The organism is Ornithinimicrobium murale, from assembly GCF_003352835.1.
Taxonomy (GTDB): domain Bacteria; phylum Actinomycetota; class Actinomycetes; order Actinomycetales; family Dermatophilaceae; genus Ornithinicoccus; species Ornithinicoccus muralis.
In genome coordinates this window covers 34,639-52,020 of the sequence record NZ_QLVD01000021.1, presented here as the reverse complement: position 1 = coordinate 52,020, position 17,382 = coordinate 34,639, and the positions used below count along the sequence as shown (strand labels likewise).

Annotated in this window: 13 protein-coding genes; 10 read left to right on the top strand and 3 right to left on the bottom strand. The window is 70.3% G+C overall.

What is annotated here, in order from left to right:
* The first annotated feature begins 170 nt into the window (after positions 1–170).
* From DPQ65_RS09305 to DPQ65_RS09285, 5 genes are all read left to right on the top strand, one after another.
* Entirely contained in the window at positions 171–1,412 is a 1,242-nt protein-coding gene (locus DPQ65_RS09305; protein ID WP_162802141.1) for a glycosyltransferase family 4 protein, read from the top strand.
* Positions 1,409–3,097: a glycosyltransferase family 4 protein gene (locus DPQ65_RS09300; protein WP_114907078.1), complete on the top strand. Its 1,689-nt coding sequence runs from the start codon at positions 1,409–1,411 to the stop codon at positions 3,095–3,097. Before DPQ65_RS09305 ends, DPQ65_RS09300 begins: the two co-directional genes overlap by 4 nt.
* The gene (locus DPQ65_RS09295) at positions 3,094–3,975 is read left to right on the top strand and encodes an ABC transporter permease (RefSeq protein WP_162802140.1); all 882 of its coding nucleotides are present in this window, start codon (positions 3,094–3,096) and stop codon (positions 3,973–3,975) included. The genes DPQ65_RS09300 and DPQ65_RS09295 overlap by 4 nt, the downstream gene beginning before the upstream one ends.
* On the top strand, positions 3,959–4,936 hold the full coding sequence (locus DPQ65_RS09290; RefSeq protein WP_114907077.1) for an ABC transporter ATP-binding protein: 978 nt from the start codon (positions 3,959–3,961) through the stop codon (positions 4,934–4,936). The genes DPQ65_RS09295 and DPQ65_RS09290 overlap by 17 nt, the downstream gene beginning before the upstream one ends.
* A 505-nt stretch (positions 4,937–5,441) precedes the next feature.
* A complete protein-coding gene (locus DPQ65_RS09285; RefSeq protein WP_114907076.1) occupies positions 5,442–6,713 on the top strand; it encodes an SGNH/GDSL hydrolase family protein in 1,272 nt (423 codons plus the stop codon).
* A gap of 20 nt (positions 6,714–6,733) precedes the next feature.
* Here the strand turns inward: DPQ65_RS09285 and DPQ65_RS09280 are convergent, their stop codons facing one another.
* Both DPQ65_RS09280 and DPQ65_RS09275 read right to left on the bottom strand, forming a co-directional pair.
* Positions 6,734–7,894, bottom strand: a complete 1,161-nt coding sequence (locus DPQ65_RS09280; RefSeq protein ID WP_114907075.1) for an AAA family ATPase — start codon at positions 7,892–7,894, stop codon at positions 6,734–6,736.
* Positions 7,891–9,312, bottom strand: a complete 1,422-nt coding sequence (locus tag DPQ65_RS09275) for a serine hydrolase (protein ID WP_114907074.1) — start codon at positions 9,310–9,312, stop codon at positions 7,891–7,893. Before DPQ65_RS09275 ends, DPQ65_RS09280 begins: the two co-directional genes overlap by 4 nt.
* A gap of 97 nt (positions 9,313–9,409) precedes the next feature.
* On the opposite strand from DPQ65_RS09275, the gene DPQ65_RS09270 reads away from it, so the two are divergent.
* The 4 genes from DPQ65_RS09270 to DPQ65_RS09255 all read left to right on the top strand — a co-directional run bounded on the left by DPQ65_RS09270 (position 9,410) and on the right by DPQ65_RS09255 (position 13,819).
* Positions 9,410–11,293, top strand: coding sequence for a 2-oxoacid:acceptor oxidoreductase subunit alpha (locus DPQ65_RS09270; protein ID WP_114907073.1), 1,884 nt, complete (start codon positions 9,410–9,412; stop codon positions 11,291–11,293).
* The gene (locus DPQ65_RS09265) at positions 11,290–12,399 is read left to right on the top strand and encodes a 2-oxoacid:ferredoxin oxidoreductase subunit beta (RefSeq protein WP_114907072.1); all 1,110 of its coding nucleotides are present in this window, start codon (positions 11,290–11,292) and stop codon (positions 12,397–12,399) included. Before DPQ65_RS09270 ends, DPQ65_RS09265 begins: the two co-directional genes overlap by 4 nt.
* A 20-nt stretch (positions 12,400–12,419) precedes the next feature.
* Positions 12,420–13,364 carry an EamA family transporter RarD gene (rarD, locus tag DPQ65_RS09260; protein WP_114907094.1) on the top strand — a complete coding sequence of 315 codons (945 nt, stop codon included), beginning with the start codon at positions 12,420–12,422 and terminating at the stop codon, positions 13,362–13,364.
* A 92-nt stretch (positions 13,365–13,456) separates the two neighbouring features.
* Positions 13,457–13,819, top strand: a complete 363-nt coding sequence (locus DPQ65_RS09255; RefSeq protein WP_114907071.1) for a nuclear transport factor 2 family protein — start codon at positions 13,457–13,459, stop codon at positions 13,817–13,819.
* Positions 13,820–14,151: 332 nt separating this feature from the next.
* Here DPQ65_RS09255 and DPQ65_RS09250 read toward each other — a convergent pair whose 3' ends face one another.
* Positions 14,152–15,147: a hypothetical protein gene (locus DPQ65_RS09250; protein WP_162802139.1), complete on the bottom strand. Its 996-nt coding sequence runs from the start codon at positions 15,145–15,147 to the stop codon at positions 14,152–14,154.
* Between the two features lie 175 nt (positions 15,148–15,322).
* On the opposite strand from DPQ65_RS09250, the gene DPQ65_RS09245 reads away from it, so the two are divergent.
* Complete coding sequence (locus DPQ65_RS09245) at positions 15,323–17,332, top strand: PhoX family protein (protein ID WP_238146759.1); 2,010 nt, start codon at positions 15,323–15,325, stop codon at positions 17,330–17,332.
* The last annotated feature ends 50 nt before the right edge of the window (positions 17,333–17,382 follow it).

Here is a 17,382-nt window from a genome sequence, read left to right as displayed (position 1 = left end):
CGGCTCACGGCGGGCTCACGCTGGCCCATCACGTGCTCGACAGCAGCCCCGCTGCGAGTCAAGAGTCAGCATCACCTGGCACGCCCTGCACAGGTTGCCTCATGGTGAGGGCTAGAGTGACCCCGCCCAGCAGCATCGACCGCAGCAGCCTATCGGGAAGGTTCGAGGGATTGCGGATCCTCCTCCTGACCCACTACTACGACCCGGAGACCGGGCCGCCGCAGCTGCGGTGGTCCAGCCTGGTGCGGGAGTTCATCCGGGCGGGCCATCAGGTTGACGTGATCGCACCGCCGCCCCACTACCCGACCGGTCGGCTGCTCGACACCTACGAGGGTGACGGAGCCGGCAGCACCGAGGAGGGGCGCCACGGCGAGACCGTGCACCGCGTGCGCTTCCGCCCCACCTCGGGTCGGATCGGTTCGATCCTCTGGGACCAGCTGACCTCGGCGGCCTCCTCCGTCATCACCGTCCTGCGGCGCCGTGACCTGGCGCCGGACGTGATCGTCGCCACCGCCCCGGCGCTCCCCACCCTGATGGCCGGCTGGGTGCTGGCCCGCGCGCTGCGCCGGCCGTTGCTCCTGGAGGTGCGGGACGCCTGGCCGGACCTGCTCGCCGTGGTCGACCGCTGGGAGGGAGGCGAGGGCCGCCGGCACCAGCACGTCAAGCACGTGGTCGCCCACGTCGCCGCCCGGTTCATCACCGTGATGCAGCGCTCGGCCGACTACGTCGTGACCACCACCTCGACCTTCGCCGAGGTGCTGCAGGGCCGAGGTGTGGCCAACGTCGATGTGGTCCGCAACACCGCCCACCCGCTTCCCAACTACACCGACCACCAGCCACGTCAGCCGGACGGGCAGCTCCGGATCGTCTATGTCGGCACGGTGGGTCGCGCCCAGGGACTGGAGACGGCCGTCCGGGCGCTGCGCATCGTGCAGGACGCCGGGATCGACGTGGCGATGCGCGTGATCGGCACCGGCGCCGGCAAGAACCGCGTGCAGCAGACGGCCGAGGCGTTGGGCGTGCCCGTGACGGTTCGCGGCGCGCAGTCGCGTGACCAGATCCACCTGCACTACCGGTGGGCCGACACCTTCCTGATCATGCTGCGCGAGTGGCCCGCGCTGCGGATGACCGTCCCGTCCAAGCTCTATGAGGCCCTCCAGCTCGGGATCCACGTCTCGGCCTCCGTCGACGGTGAGGCTGCCCGGATCGTCACCACGACCGGGGCGGGGTTCGCCACCCCACCCGGCGACGCCGAGGCACTCGCCGCCGAGTGGATTGCCCTGGCGGGCCAGTTGCCTGCAGCGCCGGACCAACCCCAGATGCGCGCCTGGGTGGAGGAGTATGCCGAGGAGACCCGGGTCGCGAGCAACTACCTGGAGATCCTGCAGTCCCTCGCGGCGGCAGCGCGGTGATCACGGCCCTGCGTCAGCGGGTCACCCACGGCTGCGCCGTCCTGGCCGCCGCCGGCTCCCTCGCCCTCGACGACCCGACCTGGTTCCTGGTGCAGGCCGGCCGAACCCTGCCCGCCGCCGTGCGGACCCGCCTGGGGGCGGTCGCGGTGCGCTCCGGTGGCACGGTGGCCGCCTGGGGTCACCTGCTGATGGACCAGCCCGGCAGGGCCCGCGAGGTGCTCGCCAGCGGTCATCGCGGCCGACTCGGTGATGCGCTGGCCCTGCACGCCGGACTGCCTCCCTCGTCCGACTCCTCCCAGCACGCTGCCCGGTGGGGGTGGCTGACCGGCGATCTGGCGACCGCCGAAGCGGCGGCGACCGAGGGCTCGACCCGGCAGCGCCGTCGTGCCCTCGGCGACATCGCCGCCCTGGAGCCCGGTCCGCGGCCGGCGCCATCGGCCGTGCGCACGTGGCCGGCCGACGGCCGTCCCAGGGTGTTGCACGTGCTGACCAACTCCCTGCCCTGGACGCGCTCCGGCTACACCATGCGCAGCCACGACATCCTCACGGCCCAGCGGGCGGCGGGGCTGCACGTCACGGCCCTGACCAGGCCCGGCTACCCGGCGACGATCGGCAAGTGGCAGTCGGGTCCGGAGGACACCCTCGACGGCATCACCTACCACCGCAGCATGCCGTTGCCGATGCACCCTGGTGAGGCCGGGCGCATCGACCAGTGGGCCGTCGACCTGATCGCCCTGGCCCGCCGGGAGCAGTTGACCCACCTGCACTCCACGACGCACTACCCCACGGGTCTGGCGGCCCAGTCCGCCGCGACGGCGCTGGACCTGCCCTGGGTCCATGAGGTCCGGGGGCAGCTGGAGCGGACGTGGGCTTCCCGGAGGGTCAACGCCGGTGACGTCGACCCCTATGTCAGCAGCAGATACCTCCGGTGGCGGGCGCGCGAGGCCGAGGTCGCAGCGGCGGCCGATCACGTCGTCACCCTGTCGGGCCCGATGCGCGCGGACCTGATCGAGCGCGGCGTGGCGGCCGACCGGATCACCGTCATCCCCAACGGCATCGGCGAAGAGGTCCTGGGCCTGCCGACCGACGCCGCCGCCGTGCGGGCGCGCGACGGGCTCCCCCGAGAGGGAACCTGGGTCGGAGCCGTGACCTCGGTCGTGCACTACGAGGGTCTCTCGGTGCTGCTCGAGGCCGTGGCGCTCGCCCGGGCCGACGGCACGGACGTGCGGGCCGCCATCGTCGGAGACGGCCTGGCCTGGCCGGATCTGGCCCGTCAGGTGCAGCGGTTGGGACTGAGCGAGGTGGTGCTGCTCCCCGGGCGCGTCCCCCGGGAGCAGGCACGACGCTGGCTGGCGCGCCTGGACGTGGTCGCCGTCCCCCGGCAGCGACACGAGGTGACCCAGCTCGTGCCGCCGTTGAAGGTGATGGAGGCCATGGGTGCGGCCCGACCGGTTATCGTGAGCGCGCTGCCGGCCCTGACGGAGATCGTCCAGGACGGGCACACTGGGCTCGTGGTGAACCCGGGTGCTCCCGAGGAGCTGGCACGAGCCGTGCAACGACTGGCGGCCGAGGAGCACCTGCGTCGGTCCCTGGCCGAGGCAGGGCGCCAGCAGGCCACGAGGCACACCTGGCCCGAGCTGGTGCGCCGCTACCAGAAGATCTATCAGGAGGTGAGCAGAGCGTGACCAGCCGCAACCAGCAGGATGCCCAGGTTGCGACCGCCGCCCCCCGGCTGCGGACGATCGGCCGCCGACCGCCGCTCGGCAGTTACCTGCTCGACCTCTGGCAGCGGCGGCACTTCATCTACGCCGACTCGCGGGCACGTGCCTTCTCCGGCAACCGCGACTACATCCTGGGCAACCTCTGGCTGATCGGCAAGCCGATCCTGGACGGGATCACCTACTACATCATCTTCGCCCTGATCCTGCAGATCGACCGGGGCATGGACAACTTCGTCGGCTTCCTGCTCATCGGCATCTTCATGTTCTCGTTCACCACTCGGGCCACGAACTCGTCGGTGACCGCCATGATCTCCAGCCGCAACCTGCTGCAGTCGTTCTCGTTCCCGCGAGCCTCGATCCCGCTGGCGGTGCTGACCCGCGAGCTGCTCTCGATGATCCCGGTCCTGACGACGATGTTCCTCCTCCTGATCGTGCTGGCACCGAGCGACTACCCGGTGGTTGTCACCTGGAAGTGGTCGGTGTTCTTCCTGATCTTCGGCCTGCAGACCCTGTTCAACACCGGCGTCGTGCTCTACTGCGCCCGCCTGGGATCGGCCCTACCGGACCTGAAGTTCTTCCTTGGCTTCCTGACCCGGATGTGGTTCTACGGCTCGGGCGTGATCTTCCCGATCACCCGGTTCGTCCAGGACGAGTTCTGGATCGCTGTGCTGCAGTCCAACCCGATGTATCTCGTGCTGGACATGTCCCGCGACATCCTGCTCTTTGACGCGCTGCCGAGCGCCCGCAGCTGGATGATCCTGTCGGCCTGGGCGGTCGTCACGCCGCTGATGGCCTTCCTCTACTTCTGGCAGGGAGAGGAGAGCTATGCCCAGCAGCAGTAGGGGGCACCCCACGGTCGCCGTCGACCGGGTGAGCCGCTCCTTCAAGGTCCCCAGTTTGGAGGCGCTGAAGGACTTGGGCCCCGCCTCCCGCGCCCTCGCGCGCTTCGGCTGGCGCCCCACGGTCAAGTTGCAGGCCCTGAAGAAGGTCTCCTTCACCGCCCACTCCGGCGAGTCCATCGGAGTCATCGGCATCAACGGCTCCGGCAAGAGCACGCTGCTGCGCCTCATCGCCGGGCTCGACGTCCCCAGCAGGGGCACGGTGAAGGCCACCTCACAGCCGGTGCTCCTCGGGGTCAACGCAGCGCTGCAGCCGGAGCTGTCCGGGCTGGCCAACGCGCGGCTCGGGCTGCTCGCGATGGGCTTCTCGCCAGAGGCGCTCGAGGAGGCCATGGCGATGGTCATCACCCAGGCCAACCTGGGGCCGGCCATCCACCGCCCGATGAAGACCTACTCCGCTGGCATGGGCTCACGGCTGCGGTTCGCGATCGCTGCTGCCAGCCAGCCCGAGATCCTGCTGATTGACGAGGCCCTGGCCACCGGCGACGAGACCTCCCGCAACCGTGCGGAGGAACGGATGGACCAGATCCGGGAACAGGCCGGCACGGTCTTCCTGGTCACGCACTCCGGGCAGACAGTCGAGCAGACCTGCACCCGCGCGATCTGGTTGCACCACGGTGAGCTCGTCCAGGACGGACCGGCCAAGGAGACCGCCACGATGTATCGCTGGTGGGCCTGGAACGTCGCCAACGGCAAACACGACGTGGCAGACAAGATCCTGCGTCAAGAAACCGCCAAAGGCGCCGCGATGGCCGAGGCTCTGGCCAAGGCCACCACGGCCGACAAGTCTGCCAGGAGCGGCAAACCCAAGAAGCCCGGCAATCCGGGGCAGAAGCCGCATCGCGGCACGTCCCCGAAGAGTGACCGACCCGGGAGGGGCGATGAAGACGGCGTCACGTCCTAGGGAATCGCTGACCACGGGGCGATTGGGCTGTGCATAGGTCCACCTGTGTCCCGGGAATGCTCAAGTGGGTGGTGCCTTGCCCTGCTGCCGGGCTCTGTGGCCCCGGAGTGGTGAGGCTCAACTGATGTTGGCGGCGTAAACCGCGGACCGCCCTCGCACAATTTGGGGAGGTTCGGACCGCCTGCTCGTGTGTCAGTTGCTGCGGCACGGCCACTGCGCTCTGCATCGTGCGCGGCACGGCCACTGCGCTCTGCTGGTGGTGCCATATAGCGCATCAAGAGCAGAGCCCAACGCTGGGCAGCACCGAATGCAGACCCCACGCCTGGGCGGGATTTCGCCATACGGGGCGCCCGGGACGCCAGTGGTGCGCCCGGTTGGCCCACGTGTCGTGCGTCTCACCTGCACCACGAGACGGCGTCCGCTACGAGTCGGAATGTGCCGTCGGCGCCACTCCTGCGCTACGCTCATCCGTGGGGTTTTTGTGATCATGAGAGACGATTAACAGGTGACGACGCGCAGAGTCCGTGGTGCCAGCCTGGGGCTGGTCATCATTCTGATCAACATTCTGTTGGTCGCAGCACTCGTCATGGCGACGTCCAACCGGACCGTTTCCGACCTGTTCAATCCCGATGACGCTGCCCCGACCAGCGTGGGACCCGAGCCCGACGCCGTCCAGGACACCGCCTCCCGCACCGGCAGCCCCACGCTGGCACCGCTGCCCTCACCGGACGTGTCCCGGCAGACGGCCAGCGAGCCGGACCTCAGCGAGCGGTTCACCGAGGGCGAGGACCTGACGGTCGTCGTGCTGGGCGACCAGACCGGCACCGACCCGGCCGACTGGGTGCGCGCCTGGGCGGAGCTGCTGGCGACCGAGCGCACCGTCGAGTACCTCACGCCCACTGTGAGTGACCCGACCCAGTTCGGTGAGCCGACGCTCCTCGGGAACGGCGAGTCATCGGTGAGCATCTTCAACGCCAGTCTGGTCGGCGGCACGCCGGACTATGCCGCCGAGCGACTCGGCGCCTACCTGCCCCAGGGCACCGATCTGGTGCTGCTCAACTTCGGGCGGTCCAACACCGACGAGGACCTCGAGGAGGGTCTCGATGAGCTCTGGGACGCGCTGGAGGACTCGACCGGGGCCGAGGTGTATGCCGTGGTGCAGCCCCCGCGACAGGATGGGGCCGAGCAGCTCACCGACCTGACCCGCGAGTGGGCGCAGGACGCGGACGCCTCGGTCATCGACGTCGCGGAGGTCTTCGAGGACGAGGAGCTCACCGCGTTGACGGTCTCCACCCGCGATCCGCTGTCGGTCAACCTGGCCGGTGCTGCCCGCTGGGCCGAGATCGTGCAGCACGAGACCTTCGGCGTGGAGTTGGCGGCGGTCGACCCCACGACGCCCCCGGAGATCCTGCCGCCGACCCTGCCGACCGCGACCCAGCCCATCGAGCCTCCCGTCGAGGAGCCGCCGGTCGAGGAGCCGTCCGACACCCCGCCCCCGGCGGACCCACCGCCCTACACACCACCCCCGTACACACCTCCGCCCTACACGCCTCCTCCGACGAGCGACCCAGAACCCACGACCGCACCGGATCCGACGAGCGACCCGGAGCCCACCACGACGCCTCCGCCGTCGCTGACGTCCCCGCCCACGGTGGAGCCGCCTCCCACGTCAACGACATCGGAGCCGGAGCCGACCGAGCCGACCGTCACGTTCGACCCGGATGACCCTCCGGGCGGGCTGCCGCACGTTGTCCTGGAGCTGTTGCGTCGCCTGTGAGCCAGGCGGCCCCAGCCCCCTCAGCGGGTCGGCCAGGCCCACCGGGCGCCGTCCAGCAGGCCGCCTGCACCGGCCACGGACGTCCCGCCAGGATCCTTGACCAGCTCGTGACGGCGCGCGCCGTGTGCCGCTAGGGCGAGGATCAGCTCGGGGGCGTGCGTCACCACGATGACCTGGGTGGTGCGGGCCGCCCGCGCGATGAGTCCGGCCAGCGCCGGCAGCAGGTCGCGGTGCAGGCTGGTCTCCGGTTCATTGAGCACCATGAGACCAGGCGGCCGGGTGGTCAGCAGTGCGGCCACCAGGAGGAGATAACGCAGCGTGCCGTCGGAGAGCTCTGCGGTGCTCAGCGGCCGGAGCAGGCCGGGCTGGCGCAGTCGGACGTGGATCCGGCCGTCGTCTGAGGAGTCGACCGCGAGAGTGCACCCGGGGAAGGCGTCCTCCACGGCAGCAGCCACTCCCTCGCGGTCACCCTGGAACTCGATGGTCGCGAGCGCCGCCCCCAGGTTGGCGCCGTCGGCATCGAGGACTGGTGAGACGGTGCCGATGCACGGTTGCCTGGCGGGTGACTCCGCGTCGGTCCGGACGTGGTCATAGAACCGCCAGGAGCGAATGCCGTCACGCACGGTGGCGATCTCGGGCGCAGCCTCCAGCCCGACCGCCTCCGCGAGGACAGACTGCTGGGGCAGCATCTGCCAGTCCAGAGTGCGCCAGGCCTCATCACGCACGCGCACAACCTGGCCCCGTCGGTCGACGAGCAGACTGCCAGGACGGGCCACCGCACCGTGGAAGATCTGCTCCACCTTGACCTCGGGGTCATTGACGAAGGGGCTGTGCCCGGGTGGCGGGATTCCGAGATCGACGAGATAGCCGAGCGCATCGCTGGCATAGCCGAGCCGGAGACTCACCGGCCCTCGGCGGACCGTCCCCTGGGCACGCGCGCGACCGGCGACCACATCCCTGGAGGGCTGCTCCATGCCTGCCCAGAGCAGCGACGCCAGGCCTCCGTCCCGGGCGATCGTGCTGATGACCGACCCATCGGCGCATCCTGCGAGCAGCCGCAGGGCGCGGTAGAGGTTGGACTTGCCGACGCCGTTGGCCCCGGTGACGATGTCGAAGCCGTCGAGCTCGAGGGTGAGGTCCCGGACTGAGCGGTATCCGTGGACCGCGATCGTGCGGATCATGGCGCCGTGGCCAACAGCTGAAGCCCTGCCTGGGTGAGCTCGGTGAAGCTGGTGGGCATGATCGCCCGCTCGTGGGAGACCTGGACGGTCAGCACCCGGCCAGGAGTGATCTCCTCGGACTCCAGATAGAAGCTGTAGGCGAGCACTCCGGGCGCCGACCCGCCCTTGAACCCCTGGTAGGTGGCTGCCTCCGGCGGGGGCAGGCCGGGGTTCGCGCTGAGGATCTCCCGCACCGGCTGCCCGGCCTCGGTCCCGGCCTGCTGCTGCAGCACCGCGTGGGCCGAGCAGAGTTCCTCGCCGGTGAGAAACCACCCCACCCCTTCCGGCCAGGTGACCTCGGTGACCGCGAACGGGTTGTCCCGCAGCGCACCCAGGTCGGTCGGCAGGTCCTCCAGCAGTGCCTGCCGCTCGGCGGCACCTGCGCCTGCCCACTGCTCCCGGACCTCCGGCGCGTTCCACCCGAGCTGGAAGAACTGGCGTGTGCTGAGCAGTGGAGTCAGCCGGTCCGGGTCGTCGGAGATCCGCTCGACCATCGCCCGCAGCCGCTCTGCGCCCACGGCCTCCATGAGCAGGTCGGTGGCAGTGTTGTCGCTGACGGAGATCATCAGCCCGGCCGCTTCCCGGACGGGGACCGTGGACCCGTCCTCCCGGTTCTGCAACTCCCCGCTGGGCAGACTCTTGAGCTTCGCGGTGATCGTCAGGTCCTCGTCCCACGCCAGGTCGCCGTCCTCGACGGCCTCCACCACTGCTGCGAGCACGATGAGCTTGAAGGCCGACCCCGACGGCACCGGTTGCGCCTGGCCTCCGGTCACGTGGAGCTGACTGCAGGTGCCGTCAGTGACCTCGCCGACGAACACCCGCGCCGTGCCGCCGAGGGCGGCGAGCTCCTCGTCGAGCTCACTCCACGAGGTGAGCTCGGGCAGGTCGGTCGGGGGCCCCGGCTGCAGCAACAGGCCGGAGATCAGTCCGTCGGTGTCCACGCTGATCGACACCCGAACCGAGCGGTCACCGGCGAGCGTCAGCTGGGTGCCCGATCCCCCGCCCGGTGACTCCTGGACCTGACCGACACCGGTGAGGGCCAACGGCGTGCCCTCGCGGAAGGTGGCGAACACCGGCTCGAGCTGGTCGGCCCGCACCTGCGTGAGGAAGGTGGAGGAGAACCGATCTGCTGCCTCCGTGGCGCTCGGCCCGGTGGCCTCCGGAGCCAGCTGGTCCAGCACCCACTGGCTCTGCTCCCGCAGTGCGCCGTCCAGGGACCCGAGGTCGGCGACCGGCTCCGGAACCGTGGACGCCGACGCGGGCGCAGTGGAGGTCTGCGTCGTATCGGCGGCGGCCCTCTGCTGGTCCGTCTCGCGGTCAGCGCTGCAGCCTGCCGCCACCAGCAGTGCGGCACAGACGACCGCGGTTGTTCCCCTCATCACACAGACCCTAGCCAGAAGGCACTCCCATGACGGAACGGGCCTACGATGGTGAGGCAGACCTAACTACGAGACGAGATTTGGTGACTTTCGCCGCATGAGCAGCAAGCCTCTGCAACGGTTGGACCGTGTCGTGATCCGGTTTGCCGGCGACTCGGGCGACGGGATGCAGTTGACCGGTGATCGGTTCACCTCCGAGACTGCGGCCCTGGGCAACGACCTGTCCACCCTGCCTAACTTCCCAGCCGAGATCCGCGCTCCCGCCGGCACCCTGCCCGGCGTCTCCAGCTTCCAGTTGCACTTCGCCGACCACGCCGTGCTCACCCCCGGGGACCGACCGGACGTCCTCGTCGCGATGAACCCGGCAGCCCTCAAGGCCAACCTGCCCGACCTGCCGCGGGGCAGCACGATCATCGTCAACACCGATGAGTTCTCCAAGCGCAACCTGGCCAAGGTCGGTTATGACGCGAGCCCGGTCGCGGACGGCAGCCTGGAGTCCTGGCACGTGCACGAGATCGCCCTGACCTCCATCACGGTGGAGGCGCTGGCCGAGTTCGGGCTGACCCGCAAGGAGAAGGAGCGGGCCAAGAACATGCTGGCCCTCGGCCTGCTGTCCTGGATGTACTCCCGCCCGCTAGAGGGCACCGAGGCCTTCCTCCGCGCCAAGTTCGCCAAGGCGCCGGAGATCCTCGAGGCCAACCTGACGGCACTGCGGGCCGGTTACAACTACGGCGAGACGACCGAGGACTTCGCGGTGCGCTTCGAGGTCGCACCTGCCACGATGCCGCCCGGCACCTATCGCACGATCACCGGCAACGCCGCGATGGCCCTGGGTCTGGTGACCGCCGCCCAGCGGGCCGGGCTGCCGATGGTCCTGGGCAGTTATCCGATCACCCCGGCCTCGGACATCCTGCACACCCTGTCCGGGATGAAGCGTTATGACGTGACCACCCTGCAGGCCGAGGACGAGATCGGCGCGGTCGGCATGGCCCTGGGCGCGAGCTTCGGTGGCGCACTAGGCGTCACCTCCACCTCTGGACCGGGCCTGGCGCTCAAGGCCGAGACCATCGGGCTCGGGGTGTCCACGGAGCTGCCGCTCGTCATCCTGGACATCCAGCGGGGCGGGCCGAGCACCGGGCTGCCGACCAAGACCGAGCAGTCCGACCTGCTGCAGGCGATCCACGGCCGCAACGGGGAGTCCCCGGTCGCCGTCGTCGCGCCACAGTCGCCCTCGGACTGCTTCGACATCGCCCTCGAGGCGGTGCGCATCGCCACCACCTACCGGACCCCTGTGATCGTGCTCTCCGACGGCTACCTGGCCAACGGCTCGGAGCCGTGGCGGGTGCCGAGCCTGAAGGACCTGCCGGAGCTGGACGTCGATTTCGCCACCGGGCCCAATGACACGGACGACGACGGCGCGCCGGTCTTCCACCCGTTCCTCCGCGACCCGCAGACACTGGCCCGCCCCTGGGCCGTGCCCGGCACGGCGGGCCTGGAGCACCGCATCGGCGGCATCGAGAAGGCCGACGTCACCGGCCACATCTCCTACGACCCCGACAACCACGACCGGATGACGCGGCTGAGGCAGGGCAAGATCGACGGCATCGCCGACACGATCCCGGACCTCCAGGTCGAGGACCCGTCCGGCGAGGCCCGCGTGCTGGTGCTCGGCTGGGGCTCGACCTACGGCCCGATCGCCGCCGCCACCCGCCTGGTCCGGGCGGCCGGGACCCCCGTTGCGCAGGCCCACCTGCGTCACCTCAACCCGTTCCCGCGCAACCTCGGCGAGGTGCTCCGGGCGTACGACCACGTGGTCGTGCCGGAGATGAACCTCGGGCAGCTGGCGCTGCTGCTGCGCGGGACCTACCTGGTGGACGTGCAGTCGCACACCGCTGTGCGCGGCCTGCCGTTCCCCGCCGCCGACCTGGCCGAGGTGCTCCACACGGCCGTCGCGCAGACTCTGGAAGGAGTGCCGTCATGACGACCGAGACCGACGCGCCCCGAGAGGCCGCCCAGGGCAGCACACCGTTGCCGCTGCCCGGCACCCGTGGTGTCCCACGCGTGGACCAGGACGCCCCGGCACAGACCAAGAAGGACTTCACCTCGGACCAGGAGGTGCGCTGGTGCCCCGGCTGCGGGGACTACGCGGTGCTCGCGGCGGTCCAGGGTTTCCTGCCCGACCTCGGCCTGCGGCGCGAGAACATCGTCTTCATCTCCGGCATCGGGTGCTCCTCCCGGTTCCCCTACTACCTCGACACCTACGGGATGCACTCGATCCACGGGCGTGCCCCCGCCATCGCCACCGGTCTGGCCACCAGCCGCGAGGACCTGTCCGTGTGGGTCATCACCGGTGATGGTGACGCCCTGAGCATCGGTGGCAACCACCTGATCCACGCGATGCGCCGCAACGTGAACCTGACGATCCTGCTGTTCAACAACAAGATCTACGGGCTGACCAAGGGGCAGTACTCCCCCACCTCCGATGTCGGGTCGGTCACCAAGTCGACGCCGGTCGGGTCAGTCGACCGGCCGTTCAACCCGGTCTCCCTGGCCCTGGGCGCCGAGGCGACCTTCGTGGCGCGCACCATGGACTCCGACCGCGCGCACCTGACCACCGTCCTGAAGGCCGCTGCCGAGCACCGCGGCACCTCCCTGGTCGAGATCTACCAGAACTGCCCGATCTTCAACGACGGTGCCTTCCAGCTGCTCAAGGACCGTGACGAGAAGCGGGCGCGGGTGCTGCACCTGAGCGACGGCGAGCCGGTGCGCTCCGGTGCCGAGCACGTCGTGGTGCGACGCGAGGACGGGACCCTGGCGGTCGCCATCGAGTCCGAGGTCGACCCCGCCTCGATCCTGGTGCACGACACCGGGGCCGACGACCCCTCGGCCGCCTTCGCGCTCTCCCGACTGGACGACGGGTCGATGGCGCACCTGCCGATGGGGATCTTCCGTGCGGTCTCCCGACCGACCTATGACGACCAGGTCCGCGCCCAGGTGGAGGGCGCGCGGTCGACCGCCGGCGGCCCGGCGTCCGAGGACGACCTGGCAGCGCTGCTGCGCGGTGGTGACACCTGGACCGTGGGGTGAACCGACCCACCGCAGCGGGGGTGAGCCGACCCACCGCGGCGGAGACCGGCGAGCTCCGGCGCGGCACGGCATACGGCTTCCTGGCCTATCTGCTCTGGGGTGCCCTCCCGTTGTACTTCGCGGCGCTGGTGCCGGCGACCCCGTGGGAGGTGCTGGGTCACCGGGTGCTCTGGTCGCTGCTCATCTGTGCGGGACTGCTGGGGCTGGCCGGGCAGCTGCGCTGGACCCTGGACATGTTCCGGGACCGCCGGCTGCTGTTCACCATGACGGCCGCCGGGGCGCTGATCGCGACGAACTGGACCGTCTACACGGTGGCCGTCATGTCCGGTCACGTGACCGAAGCGGCCCTGGGCTACTTCCTGAACCCGCTGGTGACCGTCGCCATGGGGGTGCTGCTGCTGCAGGAGCGGCTGCGGCCGGCGCAGTGGGTCGCGGTCGGCACCGGTCTGGTGGCCGGCGTCTACCTCACCGTCAATTACGGCACCCTGCCCTGGATCTCACTGACCCTGGCGTTCAGCTTCGCGACCTACGGCCTGCTCAAGAAGCGCCTCGGCTCCTCGCTGTCAGCCGTCCAGTCGCTGACCGGTGAGACGGTGGTCATGGCTCCGCTGGCCATCGGCCTGGTCATCTGGCTGGCCGTCACCGGGCAGCAGACCTTCACCGGCCAGGGCGGGGGCCACACCACCTTGCTGGTGCTGACCGGCGTTGTCACAGCGGTCCCGCTGCTGCTCTTCGCCGCGGCCGCGCACCGGGTCCCCCTGGTCACCATCGGGCTCCTGCAGTTCACCGCGCCAGTGCTGCAGTTGCTCGGTGGCGTGCTCGTGTTGGGCGAGGTGATGCCGGCCTCGCGGTGGGTCGGTTTCGGCCTGGTCTGGGTGGCCCTGATCATCCTGTCGGTGGACTCGGTCGTCTCCAGCGGTCGGTCCCGCCGCCTGGCTCGGGCGGCCGAGGGCGCGGCAGTCTGAGCCGGCCGCGGGCACACCTGCCGTATGCCGACAGCCGGCCGGGCGGACCAGCACCGGTTGTGTGGTCGGCTGGCACGGGTCAGAGTGGAGCCATGCGCACACCCGTTGAGACTGTGACGGCCTGGCACGAGGCGGTCAATGCAGGGGACATCGAGGCGGCCGTCTCGTGCTGCCACCCGGAGGTGGCGGTCGGGGGCCCACGGGGCACGGGCCACGGGCACGACCTGATGCGCGGGTGGCTGACCCGCTCTGGCATCCGGTTGGAGCCCCAGCACGAGCTCACCGAGTCCGAGCCCGGCGTCGTCGTGGTCGAGGAGCTGGCGCGCTGGACGGCCGACAACGTGCCGTTTGCGGCGCCCACGGAGCCCACACCGACCTGGTGCATCTTCCGGGTCGAGTACGACTGCCTGGTCTCGGTCGAGCGCGTCGAGCAAGCGCCCACCCCGCCGGGCTGACTTGTCCAGTCGGGCGGTCGGCAGCCCAGGCCACTGTCGCCGCGGATGTCGCTGCTAGTCCCAACGTTCGCCTCTGCGCGTGCCGCAGCGCCAACGTTCCGCTCTGCACGTGCCGCGTTATATGACGCCACCTGCAGAGCCCACAGACCGCGCCGCACCACCTGCAGAGCCCACTGGCGCCCAGCACTTCTACGCGTCGCGTCCGCCTGTTGCAGTGTCATGAGGCCACGGTGATCCACCCACGAGGAACGGTGTGCACGGGCGAGCGGTGCTACCAGCAGCCTTCGGCCACCAGCGCGCCCCCGGCAGAGTTCACCAGCAGCCTTCGGCCGCTAGCGTCTGCCGCTCTGCTGGATGGTGCGTCCGGCAGAACGCAACAGGGCCCGCGCACCGGCGTCGGCGACCTCCTGGCCCTCGGTGATCTCGATGCCCAAGCGCCGGCCGGATGCGCGGTGCACCACCAGGCCCGGTCCGCCGCGGACGATGTAGGCCGAGCGGTCCGGAAGCCAACGCAGCCCGATGCCGCCCCACTTCATCGGGTCCAGGTCGGCCGTCTCGACACCCAGCACGTCCTCGGGCGCGACGCGCAGCAGGCCGATCGGCAGCACTGCCGACCGGATGGCGAGCCCGCCGGCGTCGACGCGCACCTCGACCCTGGACCAGGCAAGAACGAAGAGGAACAGCGCGACCGACACGAGGGCGATGCCCACCCCCATCATGGCCGAGCTGATCCAGGAGACCACGGTGGTGAACGTCAGCACGACAGCGACGAAGATCGCCGTCCCGGCCAGGACGCCGGAGCGGAGCTGTGTGCCCCAGGGCGCGACCGCACCATCGGCGACGGGCACCACCCTAGACCGCTCCGGCACGGCGTCGAGCACGGCCTGCCGGTCCACCGGCTCGGGCCGGTGCAGGAGGTAGGCCAGGCCCGCCCAGAGGACCCCGACCACGAAGGGAGCCAGCGCCCAGACCACGTGGACCTTCTCCGGGGACCCGGACACCTGGGTGCCCCAGGAGGATGCCCCGTAGGTCGCGGCGGCCGTGGCTCCGACACCGGTGAGCAACGCGACGATCCACCGGCTCCACAGTGCCGGGATGAAGGCAGCCAGCACCGCGACGAACGCCGCTGCGATCGCACAGAATCCGGCGACCGACAGAGCGACGGCGAACACACCGGACCCGGTGCTGAAGCCGTCGGGCAGGTCCGCGCTCCAGTGGGTGGGCACTCGGCCGGGAGCCGGCCAGAGGCTCGCGGCCAGGAGTAGGGCTGCGAAGGGCACCATGGCGCAGACACCGGCCCACAATCGGCGAGCACGCGAAGAAGTCACCGGGTCAGGCTAACCGTGGTTCGCCGCAGACCGATCCCTGACCTGTTCGTCGCCGGGACGACACCCACTTGTCCCCCGCTGTTCGGTCTTCCGGGCCGATCCGGTCACCGGAGGCTCCTAGCGTGCTGCGGAAGAACCGTGCCCGCCCCCGACAACCCCCGACCGAAGGACGATCGTGACCGCTCCCGCCGCTCCTCGCCCCCTCCCGCTGCTGTCACTGACCCCTGTGCACAACGGGGGCAGAGACCGGATGACCTGCCGCTACCGCTGTGGAGACGCGTGCTTCCACGAGATCCCCAACACCTCGGCCAACCCGACCTTCCGTGAGGTCGTGAACGCTCGCGTGTCCCGTCGCAACGCCCTGAAGGTGGGCGGGCTCGGCGCTGCCGTCATGGGCCTGGCCGGCCTCGGCGGCACCGCACCCGCGGCCGCCGCTCCGCCCTCGACGGGCAGCGCGCTGTTCCGCGGGATCGCCCCGACGCCACGCACTGTGGATGACGTCAGGGTGCCCGAGGGCTTCGTGTGGAAGCCGATCATCTCCTGGGGTGACCCGGTGGAGGCCGGCGCCCCCGAGTTCGACTTCTGGAACCAGACCGCGCAGGCGCAGCTGAAGCAGGCGGGCTACAACGCCGACTATGTGACCCTGATCCGCAACGGGAAGGGCGGCAACAAGGCCGTCCTGGTGTTCAACAACGAATACACCAACGACGAGCTGATGTTCGAGGTGTCCGGATCCGCCGACCTCACCGACGAGCAGCTGCGCATCGTGATGGCGGCCCACGGCATGACGATCGTCGACGTGCGCCGGCAGAACAAGCACGCTGCCTGGGAGTACGTCCGTGGCGGCGCCAGCAACCGTCGGATCCACACCTGGACCGAGTTCGCCGTGGACGGCCCGGCGGCCGGCCACGAGGCGCTCCGCACCTCGCAGGACCCGACCGGCACGGCTGTCCTGGGCACCCTCAACAACTGCGCGGGGGGCGTGACCCCGTGGGGGACGGTCCTGTCCGGCGAGGAGAACTTCAACCAGTACTTCAACACGACCGGCGCACCCGACCCGGACCAGAGGCTGGCCCGCTACGGACTGACCAGTGGCGGGCGCGGCTGGGAGCGGGTCGAGTCCCGCTTCCAGGTGGCGACCGAGCCCCACGAGGTGAACCGGTTCGGCTGGGTCGTGGAGGTCGACCCGTCGGACCCGACCTCCACCCCGGTGAAGCACTCCGCCCTGGGCCGGTTCAAGCATGAGGGCGCCAACGTCATCGTCGCCGACAACGGTCACGTCGTGGCCTACATGGGCGATGACGAGCGGCACGACTACATCTACAAGTTCGTGTCCAAGGAGAAGTACCGCCGGGGCAACGGGCACCGGGAGCACAACAAGCAGCTGTTGTCCGAGGGCGACCTCTACGTGGCCAAGTTCGTCGGCGACGGCATGGAGGACGGCGAGTGGGACGGCACCGGCAGCTGGCTACCGCTGGTCGTGGACGGCGCCTCACACGTCCCCGGCTGGAGCGTCGCGGAGGTCCTGATCTGGACCCGCCAGGCGGCTGACCTGGTCGGCCCCACCAAGATGGACCGCCCCGAGGACGTCGAGCCGAACCTGACGAACGGTCGGATCTACGCGGCGTTGACCAACAACAGCCAACGGGTCGAGGTGGATGAGGCCAACCCGCGGCTGGGCAACAAGCACGGTCACGTCATCGAGATGTCAGAGGTCGGGGGCGACCACACCGGTCGGGCCTTCCAGTGGCGCATCGTCCTGCTGGCCGGTGACCCCTCCGACCCCTCGGCCTACTTCCTGGGGTATGACCGTGAGGACGTCTCCCCGATCAGCTGCCCCGACAACGTGGCCTTCGACCCCCAGGGCAACCTGTGGATCTCGACCGACGGGCAGCCGGGCACGCTCGGCAACTGCGACGGGCTCTACCTCTACCCCGTCGACGGACAGGAGGCCGGACACCTGCAACAGTTCCTCTCCGTCCCGGTCGGCGCCGAGTGCTGCGGGCCCTATATCGACCTGGACGACAACACGGTGCTCGCCGCGGCCCAGCACCCGGGCGAGGTGTCCGGGGCCAGCCCCGGCAACCCGGTCAGCACCTACCCCTACCTGGGCGACGGACAGCCCCGGCCGGGTGTCTTCCATGCCTTCCGGCCGCACCCCTCGCGCGGTCGACCGCGCACCTGAGCCCTCACGCCACACGGCCCCGTCCCGCACTCGGTGGGACGGGGCCGTTC

Excerpts from the sequence above, each read along its gene's own strand:
- DPQ65_RS09290 (WP_114907077.1), top strand. The coding sequence starts at position 3,959 with ATGCCCAGCAGCAGTAGGGGGCACCCCACGGTCGCCGTCGACCGGGTG.
- DPQ65_RS09280 (WP_114907075.1), bottom strand. The coding sequence starts at position 7,894 with ATGATCCGCACGATCGCGGTCCACGGATACCGCTCAGTCCGGGACCTC.
- DPQ65_RS09275 (WP_114907074.1), bottom strand. The coding sequence starts at position 9,312 with ATGAGGGGAACAACCGCGGTCGTCTGTGCCGCACTGCTGGTGGCGGCA.
- DPQ65_RS09270 (WP_114907073.1), top strand. The coding sequence starts at position 9,410 with ATGAGCAGCAAGCCTCTGCAACGGTTGGACCGTGTCGTGATCCGGTTT.
- DPQ65_RS09265 (WP_114907072.1), top strand. The coding sequence starts at position 11,290 with ATGACGACCGAGACCGACGCGCCCCGAGAGGCCGCCCAGGGCAGCACA.
- DPQ65_RS09255 (WP_114907071.1), top strand. The coding sequence starts at position 13,457 with ATGCGCACACCCGTTGAGACTGTGACGGCCTGGCACGAGGCGGTCAAT.